This window comes from Nocardioides yefusunii (assembly GCF_004014875.1).
GTDB classification, from domain to species: Bacteria; Actinomycetota; Actinomycetes; order Propionibacteriales; family Nocardioidaceae; genus Nocardioides; species Nocardioides yefusunii.
Genome location: NZ_CP034929.1, coordinates 2340062 through 2365093 on the forward strand (window position 1 = coordinate 2340062; position 25032 = coordinate 2365093).

Here is a 25032-nt window from a genome sequence, read left to right on the forward strand (position 1 = left end):
GCTGCTCGCGCAGACGCTGAGTATTCAGAACCGTGCTCGGTCTCAGAGGACCTGGCGACGGGCCGTCTTGGCGCCGTACTGGCCGCACTCACCGCACGCGCGGTGCGGGAGGGTCTTGGCGCCGCAGGCCGGGTTCGCGCAGTTGACCAGCGCGGGGGCGACAGCCTTCCACTGCGAGCGACGGTGGCGCGTGTTGCTGCGCGACATCTTCCGCTTCGGAACAGCCACTGTTATCTCCTCATGCCTGGGCCGTGATGGCCACTTGCTTTAGTACCGGTCGGGTCCGACCGGTTTCAGTCCTGGTCCTGCTTGAGGGCCGTGAGGCCCGCCCAGCGCGGGTCGATGGGCGCCTCGTGCGTGTGGTCGGGTTCGTCCGCGAGCCGCGCACCACAATCGATGCACAGTCCCGGACAATCGTCCTGGCACAGAGGCTGGAACGGCAGTGCAAGCACCACCGCGTCCCGCAGCAAGGGCTCGAGGTCGAGCAGGTCTCCCTCAAGGGTACTGGCCTCGTCGCCCAACTCCTCATCGGCCCCGTCACGAGTGACGTCGTCGTAGAGGTACAGCTCCTGGAGATCAACGAAGATTTCGTCTTCGATGGGCTCCAGGCACCGGGTGCACTCACCCTCCAGCGCGGCCTCAGCCGTACCGGTGAGAAGAACACCGTCCATGACCGATTCGATGCGCAGGTCCAACTGGACCTGCTCACCCTCGGGAACATGGAGGACTTCGATACCGAGCTCTGCCGGTGCCGGAACGGAGATGCTCAGCTCGCGCTGGGCTCCCGGACGTCGACCGAGCTCACGAGTGTCGAGCACGAACGGCGCTCTGGGGTCCAGACTGCTCACTGGTCCACCTTCATCTTTGGCGCAACAGAACCAGAGAAGACTAACCGTCCAGCGACGCACCGGGCAAAACGTACGACCGCTCCCCCGCCCGGGACGTGCGACGAATCACGCCGCGAGGTCACCTCGGCGGCCACCCGCAGCTCGCCTCAGGAGGCGGTGCGCTCCGCGTGCCGGGACCGGAGTTGCTCCAGCACCCGCGGGGTCACGAACGCCGAGACGTCGCCACCGAAGGAGAGCACCTCCTTGACCAGGCTGGAGGAGACGAAGGACCACTGCGGGTCGCAGGCCAGGAAGACGGTGTCGATGCCCTGCAGGTGCGCGTTCATGTTGGCCATGGGCTGCTCGAACTCGTAGTCGGTGCTGGAGCGCAGCCCCTTCACCACGGCCGCAGCGTCCTGCTCGACACAGAAGTCCACCAGCAGGCCGGTGAAGCCCACCACGCGCACGTTGGGCAGGTCGGCCACGGCTTCACGCAGCATCGCCATGCGCTCGTCGGAGTCGAACCAACGGGTCGCCGACTTGGTGGCGTTGACGCCCACCGCGACCAGCACCTCGTCGAAGAGGGCGGCAGCTCGTCGGAAGACGTCGACGTGTCCCAAGGTCACCGGGTCGAAGGATCCCGGGCAGACGACTCGGGTCACGCGTCCTCCTGCAACTCAGCGGCGTCCTCGGACTCCCCGGAAGGCTCGTCCTCAGCGGTTGCGTGACCGTACCAGAGCACCGTCTCGCCGTACTTCTTCTCCCGGTGCATCTCCAGGCCCTCGGGCCAGACGAGCTCCTTGGAGCGCGACCCACGCTCGACGACCACCAGTGCCTCGGGCACCAGCCAGCCACCGGTGAGCAGCGCCGCGAGGTCGGCCTCGACCTCGGCGTTGGTCAGCGGGTAGGGCGGGTCGAGGAAGACCACGTCGTAGGGGGCACTGGGGTGCGAGGCCAGGAAGGCCTGCACGCCTGCAGCGCGGACGTCGGCGCGGGGGAAACCGAGCTCGACGGCGTTGGTCCGGATCAGAGCAGCAGTACGACGGTCCTGCTCGACGAGCGTCACCACACCGGCGCCTCGTGACCATGCCTCCAGCCCGACCGCCCCGGATCCGGCGTACAGGTCGAGGAACCGAAGTCCGTCGAGGTCTCCGCACCAGTGCTCCACCGCGGAGAAGAACGCTTCACGCACCCGGTCGCTGGTGGGACGGGTGGCCTGTCCACGTGGGGTCGCCAGTCGACGTCCGCCGGCGCGCCCGCCAATGATCCTGGTCATGCCTTCTCCATGTAGTCGGAGCTGCTGCTCGCCTCGATCTCGGCGACCTTCCTCGCAAGCCCCGGAAAAGCGTCCAACGCGGGGTCCTCGCCGAGCAACTCCTCGGCCGCACGACGGGCCTCCAGGATCGTCTCCTCGTCGCGCAGGACCCGCAGGTTCTCCAGGCTGGAACGTCGCCCGGACTGGTTCCTGCCCAGGACATCACCCTCGCGCCGGTGCTCCAGGTCGACCCGGCTGAGCTCGAAGCCGTCGGTAGTCGAGGCCACCGCGTCGAGGCGCTGACGTGCTTCGGAACCGATCTCTGCGTGCGTCACCAGCAGACAAAGACCGGGCAGTCCGCCACGACCCACACGTCCACGCAGCTGGTGCAGCTGGGAGATGCCGAAGCGGTCGGCGTCCAGGACGACGATGGTGGTGGCGTTCGCCACATCGACACCGACCTCGATCACGGTGGTGGAGACCAGGACGTCGATCTCGCCCGCCGCGAAGCGACGCATGACGCTGTCCTTGTCGTCAGCCGCCATCCGACCGTGCAGCGCCGCCACCCCCAGACCGGCGAGCGGCCCGGCGGTGAGTTCGGCCACGACCTCCTCGACGGCGGCCGGTGCGTGCTTCGGGGCGGCCTGCACCTGGGAGGCGGCTGTTTCGGTGAAGTCGTCGTCGAACGGGTCGCCGAGTTCGTCGGTGGGCAGGAAGTCCTGCTCGCCGGGTTCTTGGACGTCGCCGCTGATCCGCGGGCACACCACGTAGACCTGGTGCCCGGCCGCGACCTCCTCAGCCACGCGTCCCCAGACCCGGGCCGCCCAGTGCGGCTGTTCGGTCAGTGGGGCGACGTGGGTGGAGATCGGGGCACGTCCCGCAGGGAGTTCGCGCAGGACCGACGTCTCCAGGTCACCGAAGACGGTCATCGCGACGGTGCGCGGGATCGGGGTGGCGGTCATCACCAGGACGTGCGGCGGTCGTTCGGCCTTCGACGTCAGCGCCGCGCGCTGCTCGACACCGAAACGGTGCTGCTCGTCGACGACGACGAGGGCGAGGTCGGCGAACGAGACCACGTCCTCCAGCAGTGCGTGGGTGCCGATCACGATCCCGGCCTCCCCCGACGCGATCTGCAGCAGCGCCTCCCGACGTCGGGACTTGCTCATCGAGCCGGTCAGCAACGTCACCTGGGTGGCTTCCGCAGCACCGCCGAGGAACCCGCCACCGGCAAGGTCGCCCAGGAGTGCGGTGATGGAGCGGTGGTGCTGCTGGGCGAGGACCTCGGTGGGAGCCAACAGGACGGCCTGTCCGCCGGAGTCGACGGCACGCAGCATCGCCCGGAGCGCGACCAACGTCTTTCCCGAGCCGACCTCACCCTGCAGGAGTCGGTTCATCGGCCACGACCGGGCCATCTCCTCCTCCAACGTGGCGCCGACCTCGACCTGTCCGGCCGTCAACGTGAACGGCAACCGGGCGTCGAAGGCAGCCAGCAGGCCACCGCCACCGGTGCGCGCCACTCCCCCGACCTCGCGGTGAGCAGCCCGGCGCCGGGCCAGGACCAACTGCAGCACGAGTGCCTCGACGAACCGGAACCGACGACGGCCCCGGGCCAGTTCGGCGTGGTCGTCGGGAGAGTGCACGAAGCGGTAGGCGGTGTGGACGTCCACCATCGAGAAGCGTTCCCGCAGCGGTGCGTCGAGGACGTCCTCGAGGTCGACGACGAGCTCGAGGGCCAGCTGGACGATCTTCTGCAGGTCCCAGGAGTAGACACCCGCAGTGAGCGGGTAGATCGGCATCAGCCCCTTGAGGCTGGCCGCGAGCCGTTCGTCGGAGATCGCCAGATCGGCAGCCGCGTCGGCGTCAGGAGCATCCGGGTCGGTGCCCTCCAACGTCCCGGCCGCCTCAGGAGCCCCGAAGACCACCGAGTGCGGCTGGGCGAGCTGCCAGCGTCCGTTGAAGACCTGCACCTTGCCGGTGAACATGCCGCGGGCCCCGACGGTGTGGCGTCGGGCCTCGGCGTTGGCCATGCCCTCGTAGGGCAGGAAGTAGGTCATCACGAAGACCGGCCCCTGGGTGGCGACCGCCACCTCGAGCCGGTAGCTGCGTCGGCCAGTGCGTCGGTTGACGAACGACTTCACCTGACTGGCCTGGATCTCACCGACGACGCTGAGCAGTTCGCCCTCCACGGGGCGCACCGCAGGGCTGAGCTCGGAGGTGCGGACGTAGCGACGCGGGAACAGGTCGAGCAGGTCGCCGACCGTGCGGATCCCGAGACCTTCCTCGACCGCCTTGCGCTTCTTGGACTGACGACCGAAGACGGTCGCGATCGAGGATTCAGGGGTGATCGACGTCATGACGGATCACTCGACACTGATGAGGAGCTGGTAACGCTCCTGCCCACCGGCGTAGACGACGACGTCGGCCAGCGGGTGGGTCTCCTCCACGCGCGCCGCGCACTCCTGGGCCAGTTCGTCCGCTCCGGCTCCCGCACCCGAGACCAGGGTGACGAGGTCACCACCGGCTCCGAGCAGACGCGACACCACGCCGGTGGAGACCTCCAGCAGGTCGGTGCCGACGATCGCGAAGTCGCCGTCGATGACGCCGAGAGCGTCGCCGGGCTCGCACGGGCCGGCAGTGGTGATGGCCTGCTTGGCCGCGACCGTCACCGCGCCGTGGCGGGTGTGTCGGGCAGTGGCGGTCATCTCCAGGACGTCGGCCTCGAAGGAGCGTGCAGGTTCGTGCACCGCCAGCGCGGCCAGACCCTGGACCTGGGCGTGGGTGGGGATGACGGAGACCCGCAGGTCGGCGTTCTCCTGGGCGGTGCGGGCAGCGATCTCCGCGACGCGCACGGAGTCGGGGTCGTTGGGGAGGACGATCACCTCCGCAGCACCGGTGGCCTCGATCGCGGCATGGATCTCACCGGCCGACGGTCGCAGACCAGGCCCTGCAGCCACGACCTGGGCACCTGCCTCGGCGAAGAGGTCGCGCAGCCCGGGACCGGCGGTCACCGCGACCACACGCCGGCCGCGACGGCTCGCCTCGACCACGTGGCCGTGACCGTGCTGGTGCTCGACCTGGTCGGCGAAGTGGGTGACCCGGATCCGGTGCGGCCGACCCGCCTCGATCCCGGCCTCGATCGCAGCGCCGACGTCGTCGACGTGGACGTGTACGTTCCAGAGGCCCTCGGCGCCGACCACGACGAGTGAGTCGCCGAGTTCGCCCAGACGCGTGCGCAACGTGGCAACTGCACTCTCGGTGGCGTCGAGGAGGTACATCACCTCGTAGGCGGGGCCCTCCTCGGTGAGGTCTCCGCCGAGATCGGTGCCATGACCGGCCGGGCTCGCCACCGGGACCGGGATCCTCGGGACGAAGGTGTGGGCGGTGGTCCCGACGACCGTGCGACCAGTCAGGACGCGTTCGGCGGCGTCGAGGATGACGGTGAGCCCGCGGCCACCGGCGTCGACCACACCGGCGTCGGCCAGTGCCTGCAACTGTTGCGGGGTCCGGGCCAGCGCTTCGCGCGCAGCCGCAGCCGCAGCCCCGAAGACGGCGCCGGTGGTGACCCGGAGGCCGTCGCGGGTGCGTCGCTCGGCGACCGCCGCAGCGGCGTCGGAGGCGGCCCGGGAGACGGTCAGGATGGTGCCCTCCACCGGGACCCCGACGGCGGCATAACTGGCCTCGGTGGCCTCCTGCAGCGCCTCGATCAGGATGCCGGGGTGGTACGTCTCGTCCTGGCCTCGTTCGAGGCGGGCTGCGACGGCGCCGATCAACTGGCTCAGGATGACGCCGGAGTTGCCGCGCGCCCCCATGAGCGCAGCGCGACGGAACTCGGCCAGTGCGGGACCCACCTCGGCGCCGTTGTCGGCGGCGGTACGGATCGCTTCTCGCGCGGCGGAGAAGGTGAGGAACATGTTGGTCCCGGTGTCCCCGTCAGGGACCGGGTACACGTTGAGGGCGTCGATCTCCTCGCGGGCCGCGCTCAACGCGTCGGTCGCGACGTCGACGAACCGCAGCACGGTGTCCAGGGCAATGCCGTCGGGAACCCGTTCCACGTGTTCGTCTCCTGCTCGTCGTACCGCCTCGTCGGTGCCACCCCGTCGGCGTCCGGACCTCTCCGTCCTACCGACGGGTCAGGGGTGGACGCCAACGTTAGTGGGCCCCACCGCGACGCGCACGAGGGGCCCTTGGACCCGAGCCTCACGGAGCAGTCGGGTCCGAAATGCAGAAGACCCCGAGGAGCAGTGCTCCCCGGGGTCTTCTCAGCGTTCAGGTCAGCGCGAGACCTTGCCGGCCTTCAGGCAACCCGTGCACACGTTGACGCGCTTGGGGGTGCCGTTCACCGTGGCGCGAACGCGCTGGATGTTCGGGTTGAAGCGACGCTTCGTGATCTTGCGCGACCAAGGACGGTTGTTGCCGAAGCCCGGCTTCTTGGCGCAGATGTCGCAGACGGCAGCCACCGTGCACTCCGATCAGTTCGATTTGAATTCGTCTCCGTGCCCGCAGCAATCGGAGGAATCCGATCGGCAAGCAACTTGGCTAGAGTAGCCGACCCTGCTCCCCGGATGAAATCGTGGGGACTGGGCCGAGTCCTTCCGGCCAGGGGCCGTACCTCCGCACAGGATGTGTTGGGCACGTGCTCCGATCAGAAGTGTACCCATCCTCCGGCTCCTGCGAATTCCTCGCCGTCGACAGTCACTCCTGAACCCTCCCCCACGGACCCCACGACCCGCCATCCCTCGGGCACGGACGCGGCGTCCGGGAAGGTCGCGAGCAGGGGGTGGTCCTCACCTCCGGTGAGCACGAAGTCCATCGGTTCGACGCCCAGGGCAGAGCCCACGGCCTCCAACGGCTCGGGGATCTCCAGGTCGGCGGTGCGCAGGTCGATCGCCACCCGGGACTCCGCAGCGATGTGTCGGGCGTCGGCCACCAGACCGTCGGAGACGTCCATCATCGCGGAGGCGCCCGCCTCGGCGGCCTGCAGTCCGGCGTCGTAGGGAGGCTCAGGACGACGGTAGGCCTCCACCAGCACCCGCGGGGAGCGGAAGCCACGCTTGAGGACGGTGAGACCGCCTGCAGCCCAGCCCTGACGCCCGCAGAGCGCCACCACGTCCCCGGGCGTCGCGCCCGAACGCAGCACCGGAGCCACCGAGCAGGTGCCGATCGCGGTCACAGCCACCACGATCGCGTCACCGCGGGTCACGTCACCACCGACGACGCTGGCTCCGACCTTCGCGCACTCCTCGGCGAAACCCCGGGCGAACTCCAGTGGCCACCCCAGTTCGAGGTCGCCCGGGAGCGTCAGCCCCAGGGTCAGGGTGTGGGTACGTCCGCCCATCGCGTTCACGTCGGAGAGGTTCTGGGCCGCCGCACGATGGCCGACGTCACGGGCGCTGGCCCAGTCCCGCCGGAAGTGTCGTCCCTCCACCAACAGGTCGGTGGTCACCACGACGTGCCCCTTGGGGGCACGCACCAGTGCCGCGTCGTCGCCGGGACCCACCAGGACGTGCTCCCCCTGGGGGAAGTTGTCCACGATCGCCTCGACCAGTTCGAACTCGCCCACCTCGGACAGAGGCTGATTCTCACGCAAAGCCATGTGGACATCTCACCAGAAGCGGAGGACGCAGGGGTTCCCGACATACCCGGGCACGCGTACGTTGACAGACAGGGTGCCTTCCCCGGCCCCGCCGCTCCCGTCCGGAGCGGTCCCCCACGTCCTCAGGAGCAGGCGATGGCGGTCCAGGCCTACGTGCTCGTCCAGACCGAGCCGGGGCGTGCCGGTGACGTGGCCCGTTCCGCGCTACGGATCGAGGGAGTCCTGACGGCCGACGACGTCACCGGGCCCTACGACGTGATTCTGCGCACGGAGGCCGACGACGTCGACGCTCTGGCCAGGTTGGTCTCGTCCCGGGTGCAGGCGTTGCCGGGGATCACCCGGACCCTGACGTGTCCAGTCGTGCAGGCCTGATCGCTGGTTCCGTCCCGCCTCGGCCCCGGTGGTAGGAAACAGGGGTGACGACGCTCCCCCGCCCCACCCGAGTACTCGCCCTGGCCCTGGCCGCACCCCTGCTGGCTGCCTGCTCAGGCGCCGTGGAGGTGGAGACCCCTCCGGTCGACGCAGCCGACGTGAAGACCTGCGAGAAGTTCGTGGACTCCCTGCCCGCGGAGCTCTTCGGTCAGGAACGTCGTGACGTCTCCGGCTCCACCACGGCCGCAGCCTGGGGTGCCCCGCCGATCGTGCTGCAGTGCGGGGCGAAGGTGCCGAGCGAGTTCGACGCGTTCAGCTCGTGCAGCCAGATCGACGACGTGGGCTGGTTCATGCCCGACTCCCAGCTCAAGGACCAGAGCAAGGACATCACCCTCACCGCCCAGAGCCACTCCCCGCGGGTGACGGTGACGGTTCCGGCCACCTTCCGCAGCAACGCTCCCGACGCCCAGCTGGCCGTGCTCGGCGAGCTGGTCCACGAGCAACTGACCGAGACCCAGCCCTGCGTCTGAGTCGCCCTCGGCGACCCGCTCCGCACCCGGACATGACGAAGGCCCGCACCCTGGGGTGCGGGCCTTCGTCGTAGGTCAGCGCAGAGCGATCAGCGCAGGCCAGTGCTGCGCTGCAGCGCCAGCTGGACCAGACGGTCCACCAGCTCGGGGTAGGAGACGCCGGCGGCCTGCCACATCTGCGGGTACATCGACAGCGGCGTGAAGCCGGGCAGGGTGTTGAGCTCGTTCACGACGAGGGAGTTGTCGGGCATGACGAAGAAGTCGACGCGAGAGAGGCCCTCACCGGAGACGGCCTCGAAGACCTTGACGCTCAGCTCGCGCATCCGCTCGGCGACGCCCTCGGGCAGACGCGCAGGAATGTCGAGTTCGGTGGCCTGACCGGCGTCGTACTTGGCGGCGAAGTCGTAGAACTCGTGCTCACCGGTGATCCGGATCTCGGCCGGGTCGGAGACGAGGATCTCACCGTCGAGAGATTCGAGGACACCGCACTCGACCTCGCGGGCACCTTCGGCGGAGACCTCCACCAGGACCTTGGGGTCGTGCTGCTGGGCCTCGGCCAGGGCGGCGTCGATGCCGGAGGCGTCGGCGACCTTGCTGATGCCCATCGAGGACCCGGCACGGGCCGGCTTCACGAAGACGGGGTAGCCCAGGGCTGCGATCTCGGCGCGGACGGCGTCGGGCTCACGCTCCCAACGACGCTGGGTGACGGTGATGCCCGGGGTGACGGGGACGCCGGCGTCGGCCAGGACGACCTTCATGTAGTGCTTGTCCATGGAGACGGCTGAACCGAGCACCCCGAGACCGACGTACCGCACGTCCATCATCTCGAGCATGCCCTGCAGGGTGCCGTCCTCGCCCCACGGGCCGTGCAGGACCGGGAAGACGACGTCGACGACGCCGAGGCTGCGGCGGCTGCCGTCGGCCTCGGTGATCTCCAGGACGGTGCCCTCGTCGGCGCGGACCAGCGCGGCCGCGGGACGCGTCGCGTCGACCTCGGGGAGCTGGCCGTCGGCACCGAGGCGCAGGCGGGAGGTGTCGTCGCTCTCCAGGACCCACCGGCCGTCGTGGGTGATGCCCACGGGCACGACGTCGTACTTCTCGCGGTCGATGGCGTCGAGGACGGCGCCTCCGGTGACGCAACTGATGGCGTGCTCGGAGGAACGTCCGCCGAAGACGACGGCGACACGGGGCTTGTGGCGTGCAGGTGCATTCATCACGCTCAACCCTAGCCGCCTACGCTCACTTCCATGGGCACCGACTTCCCCCGCGACCTGACCGAGACCGACGCCACGTCCGCGAGCGCCGACGCCGCACCGGCACTGCACCCCAGCACCGTGGCGGTCACCGCCGGGCGCCCGGCTGCTGCTCCCGACGCACCGCTCAACACCCCGATCACGATGGCCTCCACCTACCGCGCCGGCGGTGACGTGGAGTACGGCCGGTTCGGCAATCCCACCTGGAGTGCCTTTGAGGACGCGCTGGGCCAGCTCGAGGGCGGCCGTGCGCTGGCGTTCTCCTCGGGGCTCGCCGCGGTCTCCACCGTCCTCGACCTCGTGGGTCAGGGCGGCAAGGTGGTGGCTGCACGCCACTCCTACAACGGCACCGTCATGCAGATGGCCGACATGGAGGCACGCGGACGCCTGACCTGCGTCCTGGTCGACATCACCGACACCGAGGCCGTCGTCGCCGCGTGCGAGGACGCGGTCCTGGTGTGGCTGGAGTCCCCGACCAACCCGGCCCTCGAGGTCGCCGACATCCCCGCGATCACCGCCGCCGCACATGAGGCGGGCGCCTACGTCGTGGTGGACAACACCTTCGCGACCCCGGTGCTGCAGCGTCCGCTGGAGGACGACGTCGACATCGTCGTGCACTCGGCGACGAAGTACCTCTCGGGCCACAGTGACGTGCTGCTCGGCGCCGTCGTGACGCGTGACGAGGAACTGTTCAGCGTCCTCAAGGGCCGCCGCGAGCTGATGGGGGCTGTGCCCGGCACCTTCGAGACGTGGCTGGCCCTGCGCGGCCTGCGCACCCTGCACCTGCGGGTCGAGCGCGCGCAGTCCAACGCCGCCGAACTGGTGCGTCGTCTCGGTGAGCACCCCGCGATCTCCGAGGTCCGCTACCCCGGCTTCGGCGCGATCGTCTCGATCGTCCTGTCCGAGGGCGCGATGGCCGCGGACCTGCTGACCCGCAAGACGAAGATCTGGGTCCACGCCACGTCCCTGGGTGGCGTGGAGTCGACCTTCGAGCGTCGTCGTCGGTGGAAGACCGAGCCGGCCACCATTCCCGACGCCCTGGTCCGGATGAGTGTCGGCATCGAGGACGTCGAGGACCTCTGGAACGACCTGCGTACGGCTCTGGACCAGTTGGTGCTCCCGGCCTGAGGCCAGCGGCGGTACGTCAGGCGGTCTCGGCCTTGGGCGAACGCGAGAAGAAGGCGTTGAGAATGTCGCCGGGCTTGAGGTTGCCCAGGATCACCTCGTCGACCGCGGCCGCGATCGGGGCGTCGACCCCGTGCTGCTCAGCGAGTGCCCGCAGCGACGAACAGGACTTCGCGCCCTCGGCGACCTGACGGGTCGAGGCGTAGATCTCCTCGACGCTGAGGCCCTGACCGAGGTTCTCTCCGAAGGTGCGGTTGCGTGAGAGCGGGGAGTTGCAGGTGGCCACGAGGTCGCCGATGCCGGCCAGACCCATCAGGGTCAGTGGGTTGGCTCCCTGGGCCACGGCCAGGCGTGCGACCTCGGCGACACCACGGGTCAGCAGCGACGCCGTGGCGTTGTCCCCCAGACCCATGCCGACCGCCATGCCGACCGACAGCGCGATGACGTTCTTGTAGGCACCGCCCAGCTCGCAGCCCACCACGTCGACGGAGGTGTAGGGGCGAAAGTGCGGGCCGTGGATGAGCCCTTGGAGACGCTTTGCCACGTCCTCGTCGGTGCAGGCCACCACCGATGCGGCAGGCTCGCGGCGAGCGATCTCCTTGGCCAGGTTGGGACCGGAGACGACGGCGATCCGCTCGGGACCAGCACCGGTCTCCTCCGCGATCACCTCGCTCATCCGCTTCAGGGTGCCCAGCTCGACACCCTTCATCAGGCTCACCATCACCGCGTCAGGACGCAGGTGCTCGGCCCAGGTGCGCAGGTTGTCGCGGAAGGTCTGCGACGGAGTGGCGAAGACCACCACCTCCGCGTCGGCGATCGCCTCGGCGACGTCGCTGGTGGCGCTGATGTTGGTCGGCAACGCGATGCCGGGCAGGTAGTCAGGGTTCTCGTGGCGCTCGGTGATCGCCTCGGCGAGCTCGGCACGTCGGGCCCACACCACGACGTCGTTGCCGGCGTCGGCCAGCACGATCGCGAAGGCGGTGCCCCACGAACCGGCTCCGACCACGGCGATCCGAGTGGGCGCGGCTTCGGTGGCAGCAGTCGTCATGCGTCGTCGTCCTTCGTGTTCTGGGGCTGTTCGGGCAGGCTCTGCGGCGTCTCGGCGGGTGAAGTGCGATGCCGGCTCGGATCACCGATCTCCGCCATTCCCGCCCGGCGCGGGTCGAAGCGTTCCGCGGGTGCCTTCTCCCCACGAAGATCCTCGACGAGGGACACGATCGCAGACATGATGCGTTCCGTGGCCTCGGTGATCACTTCTGGTGTCAGCTCACGGCCGCGGAGGTCGTCGAGATCGACCGGCTCCCCCACCTGCACGACGGCCTTCTTCCGTGGGAAGGGCCGCAACCGCTTGGCGTAGGGCGGCAGGAGTTCCTGCACGCCCCAGTGGCCCACGGGGATCACCGGGGCTCCGGTGGCCAACGCCATCCGGGCCACGCCGGTCTTGCCCCGCATCGGCCACAGGTCGGGGTCCCGGGTCAGTGTCCCCTCGGGATACACACAGACCAGTCGACCCTCGGCGAGGGCGGAGACGGCGTGCTCGTAGGCGTTGGCGGCGTCGGTGGTCATCCGCTTGACCTCGATCTGGCCGGCGCTGCGCAGCAGCTTGGCCAGCCAGGGGTTGCGGAACAGCCCCTCCTTGACGAGGTAGCTGGGCAGGATCCCCTGGTCGTAGACGAAGAGTCCGGTCACGAACGGGTCGAAGTGCGAGACGTGGTTGAACGCCAGCACCGCCCCCGAGGTGGGGAGCTTCTCGACCCCGCGGTCCTCGCGGGTGATGAGTGCCCTCACCAACGGGATCAGGGTCCCCACGACGACGCTGAACCCGAGATTCGGGTGCACCGGCTTCTTGCGACCCACCAAGACTCCTCGATACCTGCGTGTGCGTGGACAGCACGCGTCCGGCGCAGTGCGAGGAGGCGTACTGGTAGAGGCTACTCGCTGGTCGCGACCACGGGCTGGCAGGATCATCAGGGCCATGACTTCGCTCTCATTCTCCGCCCTCGTCCCGGTCAAGCCCCTCGGACACGGCAAGAGTCGGCTCGCCGACGTCGACGAGGACCGCCGCCGTGCGCTTGCACACGCCTTCCTCGCCGACACCCTCGACGCCGTCACCTGCTGCCCCTCGGTGACCGGCACGATCGTCGTCACCGACGACTTCCGTCTGGCCCGGCAGCTGCGCGAACGCTGCGTCGTCATTCCCGACGGTGTCTCGGGTGACCTGAACGCGACGCTCGAGCAGGCCGCCGCCGAAGCCCGACGCCGGTGGCCCGAGGCGCGTCCGGTCGCCGTCTGCGCGGACCTCCCGGCGTTGAGCGCGGAGGCGCTGGACGTCACCCTCGCCGCCCTCGCCGCAGCGGCTCCGCAGGGCCCTGCCTTCGTCCCCGACGCCGACGGTTCGGGAACGACGCTCTACTCGGCCCCACACGGCTCGTTCACCCCGGGCTTCGGCTTCAACTCGCGTGGCTTCCACGTCTCCGAGGGAGCGGTCGAGGTCACGGACGTCCCGAACCGGGTCCGTCTCGACGTCGACACCTCGGCAGACCTGGAGCGGGCTCTGGCGTTGGGCTGCGGTCCGGCGACAACGGCTGCTGCCGCAGGCTGAACTCCCCCACGTACGACGAAGGCCGACCGAGCAGTGCTCGGTCGACCTCGTCGTTGCTGCGCTCAGCCCCGTGGGGCTCTGCGTGGGGCTCGCGTCAGAGGACGGCGGGCTTCCAGCTGAAGCGGTTCGCCTCGTAGGAGACGATGTCCTCGTCGTGGCTCAGCGTGATGCCGATGTCGTCGAGGCCCTCCATGAAGCGCCAGCGGGTGTAGTCGTCGATGACGAACGGGGCGGAGAAGTCACCGGCGCGCACCTCACGGTTCTCGAGGTCGACGGTCACCTCCAGACCCACGGTCGCGTCGAGCAGGTCCCACAGCTCCTTGACCTTCTCCTCCTCGACCTGCACGGTGAGCAGGCCGGACTTGCCGGAGTTGGAGCGGAAGATGTCGCCGAAGCGCGGGGAGATGATCACCTTGAAGCCGAAGTCCTGCAGCGCCCACACGGCGTGCTCGCGGGACGAGCCGGTGCCGAAGTTGGGGCCGGCGACGAGGATCTCCGCCTTCGTGTACGGCTCCTGGGCGAGCACGAACTCCGGGTCCTTGAACAGGCCGAAGAAGAGGCCGTCCTCGAAGCCGGTGCGCGTGATGCGCTTGAGGAAGTCACCGGGGATGATCATGTCGGTGTCGACGTCGCTGCGGCGCAGCGGGGCGGCGATGCCGGTGTGGCTGATGAACTTGTCCATCTCAGTGCCCCTTTCAGGCCTGGACCGACACGAGGTCGGCGGGGGACGACAGGGTTCCGCGGATCGCGGTCGCGGCGGCGACCGGGACGGAGACCAGGTGGGTGCGCACACCCGTGCCCTGGCGACCCTCGAAGTTGCGGTTGGACGTCGACGCCGTGCGGTGGGGACCGTCCAGCTTGTCGTCGTTCATGCCCAGGCACATCGAGCAACCGGCGCCACGCCACTCGGCACCGGCGGCGAGGAAGATCTTGTCCAGACCCTCGGCCTCGGCCTCGAGACGCACACGCGCCGAGCCCGGGACGATGATCATCTTGACGGAGTCGGAGACCTTCTGGCCCTTGAGGACCTCGGCAGCCGCGCGCAGGTCGTCGAGACGACCGTTGGTGCAGGAACCGATGAAGACGTGGTCGACGGCGACCTCCTTCAGGGGGACGCCACCCTCCAGACCCATGTAGGCGAGGGCGTTCTCGGCGGCGGTGCGCTCGATCACGTCGTCGAACTCGGCCGGGACCGGGACGTTGCCGCCCAGCGGGGCGCCCTGACCGGGGTTGGTGCCCCAGGTCACCCACGGGGTGACCTCGGAGGCGTCGATGACGATCTCCTTGTCGAAGACGGCGTCGGCGTCGGTGTAGTACTGCTTCCAGTGCTCCACCGCCTTGTCCCACTCGGCACCGGTCGGAGCCTCGGGCTTGCCCTTGAGGTAGGCGAAGGTCTTCTCGTCGGGGGCGACCATGCCGGCCTTCGCGCCCCACTCGATGGACATGTTGCAGACCGTCATGCGGCCTTCCATCGACAGGTTGCGGATGGCCTCGCCGCGGTACTCGACGATGTAGCCCATGCCCGCGCCCGTACCGACCTTGGTGATCAGGTAAAGGATCAGGTCCTTGGCGGTGACGCCCTCGGCCAGCTCACCGTTGACCGTGACGGCGCAGGTCTTCGGCTTGATCGAGGACAGCGTCTGCGTCGCGAGGACGTGCTCGACCTCGGAGGTGCCGATGCCGTGGGCGATCGCACCGAACGCACCGTGGGTGGCGGTGTGCGAGTCGCCGCACACGATCGTCATGCCCGGCTGGGTCAGACCCAGCTGCGGACCGACGACGTGGACGATGCCCTGCTCGACGTCACCGAGCGGGTGCAGGCGGATGCCGAACTCCTCGCAGTTGGTGCGGAGCGCCTGGATCTGGGCACGCGAGACCGGGTCCTTGATCGGCTTGTCCCAGTTGAGCGTCGGGACGTTGTGGTCCTCGGTCGCCAGGGTCAGTTCGGGACGGCGGACCTTGCGGCCGGCGATGCGCAGACCGTCGAAGGCCTGCGGGCTGGTCACCTCGTGGATGAGGTGGAGGTCGATGTAAAGGAGGTCGGGCTCACCCTCAGCACTCCGGACGACGTGCTCGTCCCACACCTTCTCGGCCAGGGTTTTGCCCATGACCTTCTCCTCTCGTAGCTGTGAAGGCCCGGTATGGGCCCGGGCAAGAATATACCTCTTGCATCCCAGTTCGTGAGACGGCAGTATTGCCATATGGACAACTCAAGCGGAGTGGGCGTTCTCGACAAGGCCGCCCTGGTGCTCGCAGCACTGGAGGCAGGACCCGCCACGCTGGCCGGACTCGTGGCCGGCACCGGCCTCGCCCGACCCACTGCACATCGACTCGCGGTGGCACTGGAGCACCACCGCCTGGTGGCCCGTGACATGCAGGGACGTTTCGTCCTGGGCCCGCGTCTCTCCGAGCTCTCCGCCGCCGCGGGCGAGGACCGCCTGCTGGCCGCGGCCGGCCCGGTCCTGGCCCGCCTGCGCGACATCACCGGCGAGTCCGCCCAGTTGTGGCGTCGGCAGGGCGAGCACCGTGTGTGCGTCGCTGCGGCCGAGCGCCCCTCTGGTCTGCGCGACACCATCCCCGTGGGTTCGCAGTTGACCATGCGCGCCGGTTCGGCCGCCCAGGTGCTGCTCGCCTGGGAGGACCCCGAACGCATGCACCGCGGCCTCCAGAACGCTGCCTTCTCCGCCACGGCGCTCTCCGGCATCCGCCGTCGCGGCTGGGCCCAGAGCGTCGGCGAGCGCGAGCAGGGGGTGGCTTCGGTCTCCGCCCCGGTCCGCTCCCCCGGCGGCAAGATCATCGCCGCCGTCTCCGTCTCCGGCCCACTCGAGCGCCTCTCTCGCCAGCCCGGTCGGATGCACGCGCCCGCCGTCCTGGCCGCCGCCGAGCGCCTGAGCGAGAGCCTCCGCCGCGCTGCGGCTGACTGACACACCGCGCTGCGGCTGACTGACACACCGCACTGCGGCTGACTGACCGCACCCACCATGACGGGCCGGACGCACCAGCGTCCGGCCCGTCATGCATGATCGACACCTCTCGGGCCCACTCCCTCTCCGGACAAGGACCCTCATGCTCTCCACCCTGCTGCGCACCCTCGTTCGCGCTGTCGCCCTGACCCTGCTGTTCCTGGGACAGATCTGGGCCTGGGACACGTTCGCTCCCAGCACCGACGCCAACATCGGCGCAGGGTTGCTGGCGTTCCTCGTCAGCGCCGTGGTCGCGTTCGGATGGTCGTGGCGCGACGCCGTGCGGCACGGCTGGCTCAACGCACTGGTGTGCTGGACGCTGGCCGCGGTGCTCTTCGACGTCACGGTCTCCCTCGCCAACGGGTTCGACGGTGGCGGCTTCATGGCCGTGCTCACCCTGGTCCCGGCAGCCGTGGGCACACTGATCGGCGGACTCGTCCGCGTCGTGCGCCGTCGCTGAGGCCGCTCAGTCCGTCCCGGGACGGGGTGAGACCTCCGCAGCGAGCATGCCGACGATCGCGTCCCGCAGGAACCAGGCCGCCTCGTCCCACACCGAGAGATCCCCGCTGACGCTGACGCGCTCCTCCAGTGCCGAACAGACAGCCGTGACCACGAGGCCCATCAGGCGAGCACGGCTCTCGAGGACGTCGTCGCCGACGTCGGGCAGGAGCGCACAGAGCGACCTGAAGACGCTGCGGTTGCTCATCGGGTCGCCGTCGGCCCCTGCCAAGATCCCACTCGTGGCGGGGTCGCGGTAGACGACGAAGAGGAAACGCGCGCGCCAACTGGTCGCCCCCAAAGAACGCAGCACCGCCACCTGGGGGTCGAGCAGGGACTCGACCTGCTCGCGCACTGAGCCACCCGCGACCGGGAGCGCCCGCCGACACTCCTCGAGCTCGCGCCGGTGTCGGTCCAGCAGCGCCTCCAGCAGACCCCTGCGACCACCGAAGTAGTAGCGCACCGCGGAGTGGTTGCCGTTGCCGGCCGCCTCAGCGATCCGGCGGTCGGAGACGGCGGCGATGCCGTGCTCGGCGAAGAGTCGTTCGGCTGCGTCCAGCAGGTCGTCGCTGACGTCGGCGCGGGGCACGAATTCTCCTCGTCGTGGGGATGCCCTCGCGGGCGGACGAGTCCCACGATACGACGGACGACGCGTTTTAAGGCATGTGCCTTATATTGAACGACGGTCCACGACGGGCCACACCGCACCGACTGCTGGCGGCATGCCCTGGCCGCGCGCAGGAGACAGATCCACCTGGAGGACCTCCGTGGCTCACACCGCCACCTACGACACGGCGAAGTACCCGCCGCCGCCGCCCGAGACCGAGCAGGAACGCAAGGGCCGCATCATCGCGCTCTTCGTCATGGCGTTCCTGATGGTCACCATGATGTACGCCACGTACATGGGGACCATGCACGCTCCGCAGGCCCGCGACCTGCCCGTCGTCGTCGCCGGCATGGGCGCCGAGCAGACCGCCGAGGGCCTGCGCGCCGCAGTGGGCGACACCCTCGACGTCTCGGTCGTGGACGTGAAGGACGCCACCGCGGCCCTCACCGATCGTGAGGCAGCGGGCGCCGTCGTCATCACCGACGAGGGCGCGACCGTCCAGACCGCCATGGCCGGCGGTGCCTCGCGCGCCAGCACCGCCCAGAACACCCTCGTCCCGGCGCTGTCCGGCCTGGGCGTCACCGTCGTCGGTGTCGAGGACGTCGTCCCGCTGCCCGAGGGCGACGGCACCGGAACCATGGTCCTGTTCGCCGCGATGGGCTTCATGCTCGCCGGCTACGTGCCGCTCTCCGGCCTCATCAACGGCACCCCCAACCTGCTGAGGTCGCGCATCTTCGTGCCGCTCTCGATCGGCTGGGGCGCCGTGATGAGCACGATCATCTGGACCATCCTCGGCCCGGTCATGGGTGCCGTCGACGGGCACTACCCGTTGTTCCTCGGCGTCGGAACGCTCGCGATCGCTGCGGTCTCCAACACGATGCACGTCTTCACCCGCCTGCTCGGCCCCTTCCAGGTCCTGGCCGGCATGCTGCTGCTCGTCGTCTTCGGTGTCCCGGCCTCCGGCCTGGCGATGTCCCTGGAGTCGATGCCGGGCTTCTTCCAGGTCATGCACCACGTCCTCCCGTTGGGTCAGGCGGGCGAGGCGATCCGCTCGGTGATCTACTTCGACGCCGCCGACGCATGGCCGCACGTCGCTGTCCTCGCGGTCGGCTTCGTCGTCACCGTCGTCCTGGCTGCACTCTTGGAGAAGCGTCAGGGCGCCGCGATCCTGGCCGCCCCGCTCTACCAGGCTCCCGACGCTCCGCTGTCCGCGCTGGCCGGTGGCCCCGTGGCCCCGTACGGTCGTCGCCTCTTCGCTGCTGCCGCCTTCCCTGCTGCCATCGTCATCACCGTCGTGACGCTGATGAGCTTCGGCATGGCCAAGGCCCAGATGAGCGACATGCCCGTCGCCGTCGTCGGCCCCGAGGCCGCCACCACCCCGTTCATCGCCGGTGTCGGCGAGCAGCTCGGTGACTACGTCGACCTCCGTGCCGTCGAGGACCTCGACGAGGCCGAGGACCTGCTCATGTCCCAGGAGATCGTTGCGGTCTACGTCCCGGCCCTTGCTCCGGGCACCTCGCCCGAGCTCGTCACCGCCGGTGGCGCCGGCGCGGCCCAGCAGAGTGCTGCCACGCAGATCTTCACCCAGATCGCCGCCGGTGGCGCCGAGCAGGGCTTCGGTCCGCTCAAGACGCGTGACGCCGCCCCGCTGACCGAGAACGACCTCGGCGGTTCCAACAGCCTCTACGTCGGCATGGCGTGGATCATGGCCGGCTTCCTGCTCACTGCGGTCTTCCGCGGTGGCGCCTCCGAGATCAGTCGCACCCGCGCCCTGCTGCCCATGTACGCCGGCTGGGCGGTCGGCATGTCGATCTGGTTCTGGTTCCTGTTCGACGTCCTGATCGGCGCGGTCAACGGGCACGTCCTGACGTTCTTGGGCGCCGCAGCGTTCACGATCTTCATGGTCTCCTGGGCCAGCGCAGTCCTGGTCCGCATGTTCGGCCTCGGCGCGCTGATCCCGGTGATGGTCCTGGTCATGCTGGCCGGCGTTCCGGCCTCCGGCGGTGGCCTCTCGATCTGGATGGTCCCGGAGTACTTCCGCTTCGCCGCCGACGTGCTGCCGCTTCCGGCCGCCGTCGACATCGCCCGTTCGGTCGTCTACTTCGACGGCGTGGGCGTGGGACGCGACCTGCTCGTGATCGGCATCTGGGGTGTCGTGGGTCTGCTGCTGAACTTCTTCGTCGTGGACCCGTACGTGAACCGTGCCTCCGCCCCCGCCCCGGCTCCGATGGGCCCGAAGGTGATGCCGGAGCGTGGCGCCAAGAAGTCGGACGACGACGCACCCGCCGACGACGTCGACGCTGTTCTGGTCGACGCCTGACGCATCCCCTGCAGTCCTGTGTGACGAACACCGCGAAGGCTCGGCTCCTGTGGAGGGAGCCGGGCCTTCGTACGTCCGGAGGGGAGCCCGGCCTCAGCCTGCGGTGACGTCGTGGCGTTCGAGCGCGAGCAGCGTCGCCTTGCGCTCCACTCCCCCGGCGTAACCGGTGAGGGCACCGGAGGACGCCACCACGCGATGGCACGGCACGATCACCGGCACCGGGTTGCGGCCGCAGGCAGTGCCCACGGCCCGCGAGGCGCCCGGCTCCTGCCCGAGACGACGTGCCACCTCGGCATAGCTGACGGTGGTGCCGTGAGGAATCTCGTTCAGCACCGCCCAGACCCGGTGCTGGTAGGCGGTGCCCACCGCGCCCAAGGGCACGTCGAAAACGGTGCGTTCCCCGGCGAAGTACTCCCGCAGTTGGCGCAGCGCCGCGTCCAGGACCGGCGTGGTGCCCTCTGCTGCCGCGAGATCGTCGAAGGGATGGAAGTGGACGGCCGTGACCTTCTCGTCCTGCACGACGACGCGCAGCGGCCCGATCGGGCTGTCGAGAACAGCGGCGTACGAGTCCGACGGCGTGGTCGTGAGGTCCATGACTCGAGGCTACGCGGTGACACGGGCGACGCCGAGAGGCAGAAATGACTGAAGGGCCCGATCAATTGATCGGACCCTTCAGTTGCTGTACCCCGGATGGGATTTGAACCCACGCTACCGCCGTGAGAGGGCGACGTCCTAGGCCGCTAGACGACCGGGGCTTGCGCTTGCCAGAACCGCTTCTCAGCCGTTCCGACGAAGAGAACAGTACCAAGCACCGTGCCGACGGACGAAACCGGGGCCCGCATGCCCTTGCTCCCACTCGCTCGACCACCCAAGCCCGCCTCCAGGGTGCGCGCGAAGGCCGTCGTGACGAGAAATGACTGAAGGGCCCGATCTTTCGATCGGACCCTTCAGCTGCTGTACCCCGGATGGGATTTGAACCCACGCTACCGCCGTGAGAGGGCGACGTCCTAGGCCGCTAGACGACCGGGGCTTGCGCTTGCCAGAACCGCTTCGCAGCCGTTCCGACGAGAAGAACAGTAGCAATGGGCCCAAGAGCGCACAAATCCGGGCTCAGCACTCCCCGGCTTCTCCCCCGAGCCCCCTCGAGCCCCTCCTCGAATCCGCGGTCGTCATCACATCTGGTCGTCATGACGACCAGATCTGACGACGTCCGCAGTGAATACCCCGAAATGCAGAAAGACCCGATCCGAAGATCGGGTCTTTTCTGAGTTGTACCCCGGATGGGATTTGAACCCACGCTACCGCCGTGAGAGGGCGACGTCCTAGGCCGCTAGACGACCGGGGCAGGCGCAGAGGAAGGAGTGTGGACTCCCGCCTCCACTTTTTAAGTTCACGACACATCTGCCAGAACTCGCTGGGATACTAGGACTCGAACCTAGAACGACTGAACCAGAATCAGCTGTGTTGCCAATTACACCATATCCCATTGGCTATTCAATTTGTTTGACTTCTCAGTCTTGCCCGGGCCGTTCCGCCCCAACAAGAAGAACATTACACAGGTCTGGCCGGAGACACCAAAACGGGCCGCCCCACCGTTGTTGCGAGCCCCTTGGCACGGGCCAACCACCACGCCAGAGCGAGATAGACCAGCGACTGCGTGAGCGTCCCCGGCAGGCTCCACCAAGTGCCTCCGGTGGGCTCCAACGCGGAGGACAGATCGGTGAACAGGATCGCCAGCCCGAACGCCAGGTAGTTGTTGAGGACGTGCATCGCGATCGCCGCTTCCAGACCACCGGTGACGATCACGAGGACGCCGGCCGTCAGTCCGAAGGCGAAACGGTCGAAGAAGATCGGCGGGTCCTGGGCACCGTGCGCCAGCGCGAACAGGAACGCCGGCACCACGACCGCCACGACCCGGGCGAGCCACGGGTTGGCGAAGAGGCCACCGCAGGCCTGCGTCAGGTAGCCGCGGAACATGTACTCCTCCGCCGACGCCTGGAACGGCACCAGCGCCAGGATCAGTACAGCCATCGCGACCACTTCGCCCGTGATCGGGTTCGCCGTCAGCGCGATGTCCTCCACGGCGTCGGCGGGCACGAACTGCTGAACCGCCATCGTCGCGAACAGCGCGATCACCGACAGTCCCACGCACTGCCACAGATAACCCCAGCGCATCCGACCCACCACGGAGGTCACCCATCCGAGGCGGAGGTGGTTCAGCGCCAACGTCACCACCCAGACCACAGGGATCACCAGGCTCAGCGACAGCAGCAGGTAGGCCATGGAGCCCACCGTCACGTCCGAGGTGTCCCCGACCGCGTCCAACGACGCCTCGAAGCCCTCACCGAGCAGCGCTCCCACACCGCCGAAGACCATCAGCAGGCCCACCGGAACGACACCGAACCCGAAGAGCCCGACCAGCAGCACGCCGAGCAGTGGGCGCCACAACTTGTGCTGGTGCGCGCGCTGGATCCGGTGGTATTCCAACGCTTCCCCCGTCACCACGACGTCAGCCACCACGACGTCAGGCCCTGCCGAATGGGGTACTGCGCCCGGACGCTCGTCGGTCTGCAGCTGCGGCGGCGTCGCCTGCTCGCTCAAGGTTCATGCCTCTCGATCGGTGTCGGGGCCGACACGTGTCGTGCTCAGGATGGACGAACGGGGTCCGGTCCGCAGACCGGACCCCGCAGGTCCGTGCCCCTCGCGGGGCAGGTGTGGCTGTGGTTCAGCCCAGCATGCCTCAGGCCAGGGCGTCACGCAGACGGGTCAGCGAACGCTCGCGACCCAGCAGCTCCATCGACTCGAAGAGCGGCGGGGAGACCTTGCGGCCCGAGATCGCGATGCGGACCGGACCGAAGGCCTTGCGGGGCTTGAGGCCCAGACCGTCGATCAGGGCGGCACGCAGGCCGGCCTCGATCTCGGCGGTGCTCCAGGTCTCCAGGGCCTCCATCGCGGCGAGCGACGCCTCGACGACCGGCTTGTCGGCCTCGCCCAGGGCGTCGACGCGCTCCAGGGAAGCCTCGTCGGCGAAGAGGAAGCCGAGCAGGGCCGGGGCCTCGGTCAGCTTGTTCATGCGCTCGGCGACGAGCGGCATGGCCAGCTCGAGCATCTGCGCGTCGGCGTCGTTCAGCGGGTCGGAGACGACGCCCTCGGCCTTGAGGAACGGCAGGACACGGGAGGTGAGGTCCTCCAGGGTCAGCATGCGCATGTGGTCGGCGTTGATCGCCTCGGCCTTCTTGAGGTCGAAGCGGGCCGGGTTCGGCTGCACGTCGGCGATGTCGAAGGCCTCGACGAGCTCGTCGAGGGTGAAGACGTCGCGGTCGCCGGAGAGCGACCAACCCAGCAGGGCCAGGTAGTTGAGGAGGCCCTCGGGGAGGAAGCCGGCGTCACGGTAGCCCAGGAGGTTGGCCTCGGGGTCGCGCTTGGACAGCTTCTTGTTGCCCTCGCCCATGACGTACGGCAGGTGGCCGAACTCGGGGGTGAAGTCGGTGAGACCGATCTCCTTGAGGCCCTCGAACAGCGCGATCTGGCGCGGCGTCGAGGAGAGCAGGTCCTCGCCACGCAGAACGTGGGAGATCTGCATGGTGGCGTCGTCGACCGGTGCGGTCAGCGTGTAGAGCGGGTCGCCGTTGGCGCGGGCCAGCGCGAAGTCCGGGACGAACTCGGTCTGGAAGGCGATCTCGCCGCGGACCAGGTCGTTGAACTTGATCTCGCCGTCGGGCATGCGGAAGCGGACGACGGCCTGACGACCCTCGGCCTTGAACGCAGCGACCTGCTCGTCGGTGAGGTCGCGGCAGAAGCCGTCGTAGCCCATCACCTTGGAACCGGCGGCCTTGCGACGGGCCTGCGGCTCCTCACCGGTGCAGTAGCAGTCGTAGGTGTAGGACGACGCGCGCAGCTTGGCCAGCACGTCGGCGTAGATGTCGGTGCGCTCGGACTGCTTGTACGGACCGTGCGGGCCGCCGACCTCGACGCCCTCGTCCCAGTCGAGCTTGAGCCACCGCATGACCTCGACCAGACCGAGGTAGGACTCCTCGGTGTTGCGCTCCTTGTCGGTGTCCTCGATGCGGAAGACGAAGGTGCCACCGTGGTGACGTGCGAACGCCCAGTTGAAGAGCGCCGTGCGGGCCAGGCCGACGTGCGGCGAGCCCGTCGGGCTGGGGGCCATGCGTACGCGGACGGGACGGGAGGTCATCGAGCTGCCACCTTGTTCGTGAGGGTTCCGATGCCGGCGACGAAGATCTCGACCTCGTCGTCGACGTTCATGGGTCCGACACCCGCGGGGGTGCCGGTGAGGATGACGTCGCCGGGGAGCAACGTCATGACGCTGGAGACGTAGGCCACCAGCGCAGGGATGTCGTGGACCATGGCGGCAGTGCTGCCGTCCTGGACCAGGTCACCGTTGAGGAAGGTCTGGATCGCCACACCGTCGGTGAAGTTCTGGGGGTCGAGGTCGGTCTCGATCCACGGGCCCAGCGGGCAGAAGGTGTCGAACGACTTCGCGCGGGTGAACTGCACGTCGCTCTTCTGCAGGTCGCGGGCGGTGACGTCGTTGGCGATGGTGTAGCCGTGGATCACATCGGTGGCCTTCTCGACCGGCACGTCGCGGCAGATGCGACCGATGACGACGGCGACCTCTCCCTCGTAGTGGACCTCGTTGGACTGTTCCGGGTAGCGGATCAGGTCTCCGGGGCCGACGACGGAGGTGTTGGGCTTCATGAAGATCATCGGCTCGGCCGGGACCTCGTTGCCGAGCTCGGCGGCGTGGTCGGCGTAGTTGCGGCCGACTCCGATCACCTTGCTGCGCGGCAGGACCGGCGCGAGCAGCTTGACCTCGGAGAGCTTGTACTGCTGCTCCAGGAGCTTGATGCCCATGTAGAGGGGGTCACCCGCCAGCGCGACGACGGTCGCGTCCTCGTCGGGCTGACCGTACTGGTCGAGCTCTCCGGTGACGATGCCGAACTGGGGTTCTTCTCCGACGGTGAATCTCGCGATACGCACCCACCCAGCCTACCGGCGTCGTGCCCCTCCCCCGCGTCGCCGCGACCGGGGCGGGTGAATTGGCGACCCCCCTCACACGGATGTGA

The 25032-nt window shown here is 68.9% G+C and carries 25 protein-coding genes and 4 tRNA genes; 7 read left to right on the plus strand and 22 right to left on the minus strand.

Annotated features, from left to right (window positions below):
- Positions 1-42: 42 nt before the first annotated feature.
- The 8 genes from rpmF to EOV43_RS10680 all read right to left on the minus strand — a co-directional run bounded on the left by rpmF (position 43) and on the right by EOV43_RS10680 (position 7675).
- A complete protein-coding gene (rpmF, locus tag EOV43_RS10645; protein WP_128221266.1) occupies positions 43-228 on the minus strand; it encodes a 50S ribosomal protein L32 in 186 nt (61 codons plus the stop codon).
- A gap of 65 nt (positions 229-293) precedes the next feature.
- Entirely contained in the window at positions 294-848 is a 555-nt protein-coding gene (locus EOV43_RS10650; RefSeq protein ID WP_128221267.1) for a YceD family protein, read from the minus strand.
- 146 nt (positions 849-994) lie between these two features.
- Positions 995-1489, minus strand: coding sequence for a pantetheine-phosphate adenylyltransferase (gene coaD, locus EOV43_RS10655; RefSeq protein WP_128221268.1), 495 nt, complete (start codon positions 1487-1489; stop codon positions 995-997).
- Positions 1486-2103 (minus strand): 16S rRNA (guanine(966)-N(2))-methyltransferase RsmD, encoded by a 618-nt coding sequence (rsmD, locus tag EOV43_RS10660; RefSeq protein ID WP_128221269.1) that lies wholly within the window; start codon positions 2101-2103, stop codon positions 1486-1488. The genes coaD and rsmD overlap by 4 nt, the downstream gene beginning before the upstream one ends.
- Positions 2100-4436 (minus strand): ATP-dependent DNA helicase RecG, encoded by a 2337-nt coding sequence (locus tag EOV43_RS10665; RefSeq protein WP_128221270.1) that lies wholly within the window; start codon positions 4434-4436, stop codon positions 2100-2102. The genes rsmD and EOV43_RS10665 overlap by 4 nt, the downstream gene beginning before the upstream one ends.
- 6 nt (positions 4437-4442) lie before the next feature.
- Entirely contained in the window at positions 4443-6134 is a 1692-nt protein-coding gene (locus EOV43_RS10670) for a DAK2 domain-containing protein (protein ID WP_239022089.1), read from the minus strand.
- 219 nt (positions 6135-6353) lie between these two features.
- Positions 6354-6539, minus strand: coding sequence for a 50S ribosomal protein L28 (gene rpmB / locus EOV43_RS10675; RefSeq protein ID WP_110238881.1), 186 nt, complete (start codon positions 6537-6539; stop codon positions 6354-6356).
- Between the two features lie 185 nt (positions 6540-6724).
- A complete protein-coding gene (locus tag EOV43_RS10680) occupies positions 6725-7675 on the minus strand; it encodes a thiamine-phosphate kinase (protein ID WP_128221271.1) in 951 nt (316 codons plus the stop codon).
- Positions 7676-7810: 135 nt separating this feature from the next.
- On the opposite strand from EOV43_RS10680, the gene EOV43_RS10685 reads away from it, so the two are divergent.
- Entirely contained in the window at positions 7811-8047 is a 237-nt protein-coding gene (locus EOV43_RS10685) for an Lrp/AsnC family transcriptional regulator (protein ID WP_128221272.1), read from the plus strand.
- A 44-nt stretch (positions 8048-8091) separates the two neighbouring features.
- On the plus strand, positions 8092-8577 hold the full coding sequence (locus tag EOV43_RS10690; protein ID WP_128221273.1) for a DUF3515 domain-containing protein: 486 nt from the start codon (positions 8092-8094) through the stop codon (positions 8575-8577).
- A gap of 89 nt (positions 8578-8666) precedes the next feature.
- Here the strand turns inward: EOV43_RS10690 and EOV43_RS10695 are convergent, their stop codons facing one another.
- Positions 8667-9791, minus strand: coding sequence for a D-alanine--D-alanine ligase family protein (locus tag EOV43_RS10695; protein WP_128221274.1), 1125 nt, complete (start codon positions 9789-9791; stop codon positions 8667-8669).
- A gap of 33 nt (positions 9792-9824) precedes the next feature.
- On the opposite strand from EOV43_RS10695, the gene EOV43_RS10700 reads away from it, so the two are divergent.
- Complete coding sequence (locus tag EOV43_RS10700) at positions 9825-10958, plus strand: trans-sulfuration enzyme family protein (RefSeq protein ID WP_128221275.1); 1134 nt, start codon at positions 9825-9827, stop codon at positions 10956-10958.
- A gap of 16 nt (positions 10959-10974) precedes the next feature.
- On the opposite strand, the gene EOV43_RS10705 is transcribed toward EOV43_RS10700, so the two are convergent.
- Positions 10975-12003, minus strand: coding sequence for an NAD(P)H-dependent glycerol-3-phosphate dehydrogenase (locus EOV43_RS10705; RefSeq protein ID WP_128221276.1), 1029 nt, complete (start codon positions 12001-12003; stop codon positions 10975-10977).
- The gene (locus EOV43_RS10710; protein WP_239022090.1) at positions 12000-12812 is read right to left on the minus strand and encodes a lysophospholipid acyltransferase family protein; all 813 of its coding nucleotides are present in this window, start codon (positions 12810-12812) and stop codon (positions 12000-12002) included. Before EOV43_RS10710 ends, EOV43_RS10705 begins: the two co-directional genes overlap by 4 nt.
- 118 nt (positions 12813-12930) lie before the next feature.
- On the opposite strand from EOV43_RS10710, the gene cofC reads away from it, so the two are divergent.
- On the plus strand, positions 12931-13557 hold the full coding sequence (gene cofC, locus EOV43_RS10715) for a 2-phospho-L-lactate guanylyltransferase (RefSeq protein WP_128221277.1): 627 nt from the start codon (positions 12931-12933) through the stop codon (positions 13555-13557).
- A gap of 94 nt (positions 13558-13651) precedes the next feature.
- Here cofC and leuD read toward each other — a convergent pair whose 3' ends face one another.
- Positions 13652-14239 (minus strand): 3-isopropylmalate dehydratase small subunit, encoded by a 588-nt coding sequence (gene leuD, locus EOV43_RS10720; protein WP_128221278.1) that lies wholly within the window; start codon positions 14237-14239, stop codon positions 13652-13654.
- 13 nt (positions 14240-14252) lie between these two features.
- A complete protein-coding gene (gene leuC, locus EOV43_RS10725; RefSeq protein WP_128221279.1) occupies positions 14253-15665 on the minus strand; it encodes a 3-isopropylmalate dehydratase large subunit in 1413 nt (470 codons plus the stop codon).
- 93 nt (positions 15666-15758) lie between these two features.
- On the opposite strand from leuC, the gene EOV43_RS10730 reads away from it, so the two are divergent.
- Positions 15759-16481, plus strand: a complete 723-nt coding sequence (locus EOV43_RS10730) for an IclR family transcriptional regulator (protein ID WP_128221280.1) — start codon at positions 15759-15761, stop codon at positions 16479-16481.
- Between the two features lie 142 nt (positions 16482-16623).
- Positions 16624-16980, plus strand: coding sequence for a hypothetical protein (locus EOV43_RS10735; protein ID WP_128221281.1), 357 nt, complete (start codon positions 16624-16626; stop codon positions 16978-16980).
- Between the two features lie 6 nt (positions 16981-16986).
- On the opposite strand, the gene EOV43_RS10740 is transcribed toward EOV43_RS10735, so the two are convergent.
- Positions 16987-17607: a TetR/AcrR family transcriptional regulator gene (locus EOV43_RS10740; protein ID WP_128221282.1), complete on the minus strand. Its 621-nt coding sequence runs from the start codon at positions 17605-17607 to the stop codon at positions 16987-16989.
- A gap of 178 nt (positions 17608-17785) precedes the next feature.
- On the opposite strand from EOV43_RS10740, the gene EOV43_RS10745 reads away from it, so the two are divergent.
- On the plus strand, positions 17786-19945 hold the full coding sequence (locus EOV43_RS10745; protein WP_128221283.1) for an ABC transporter permease: 2160 nt from the start codon (positions 17786-17788) through the stop codon (positions 19943-19945).
- A 93-nt stretch (positions 19946-20038) separates the two neighbouring features.
- On the opposite strand, the gene EOV43_RS10750 is transcribed toward EOV43_RS10745, so the two are convergent.
- The 8 genes from EOV43_RS10750 to EOV43_RS10785 all read right to left on the minus strand — a co-directional run bounded on the left by EOV43_RS10750 (position 20039) and on the right by EOV43_RS10785 (position 24946).
- Positions 20039-20539 carry a methylated-DNA--[protein]-cysteine S-methyltransferase gene (locus tag EOV43_RS10750; protein WP_128221284.1) on the minus strand — a complete coding sequence of 167 codons (501 nt, stop codon included), beginning with the start codon at positions 20537-20539 and terminating at the stop codon, positions 20039-20041.
- 88 nt (positions 20540-20627) lie between these two features.
- Positions 20628-20700: transfer RNA gene (locus tag EOV43_RS10755), tRNA-Glu, on the minus strand.
- Positions 20701-20902: 202 nt separating this feature from the next.
- Positions 20903-20975 (minus strand) — tRNA-Glu (locus EOV43_RS10760).
- Positions 20976-21217: 242 nt separating this feature from the next.
- Positions 21218-21290: transfer RNA gene (locus EOV43_RS10765), tRNA-Glu, on the minus strand.
- 69 nt (positions 21291-21359) lie between these two features.
- Positions 21360-21431 (minus strand) — tRNA-Gln (locus EOV43_RS10770).
- Positions 21432-21496: 65 nt separating this feature from the next.
- A complete protein-coding gene (locus tag EOV43_RS10775) occupies positions 21497-22546 on the minus strand; it encodes a CPBP family intramembrane glutamic endopeptidase (RefSeq protein WP_128221285.1) in 1050 nt (349 codons plus the stop codon).
- 139 nt (positions 22547-22685) lie between these two features.
- On the minus strand, positions 22686-24140 hold the full coding sequence (gltX, locus tag EOV43_RS10780; protein ID WP_128221286.1) for a glutamate--tRNA ligase: 1455 nt from the start codon (positions 24138-24140) through the stop codon (positions 22686-22688).
- Complete coding sequence (locus tag EOV43_RS10785; protein ID WP_128221287.1) at positions 24137-24946, minus strand: fumarylacetoacetate hydrolase family protein; 810 nt, start codon at positions 24944-24946, stop codon at positions 24137-24139. Before EOV43_RS10785 ends, gltX begins: the two co-directional genes overlap by 4 nt.
- Between the last annotated feature and the right edge of the window lie 86 nt (positions 24947-25032).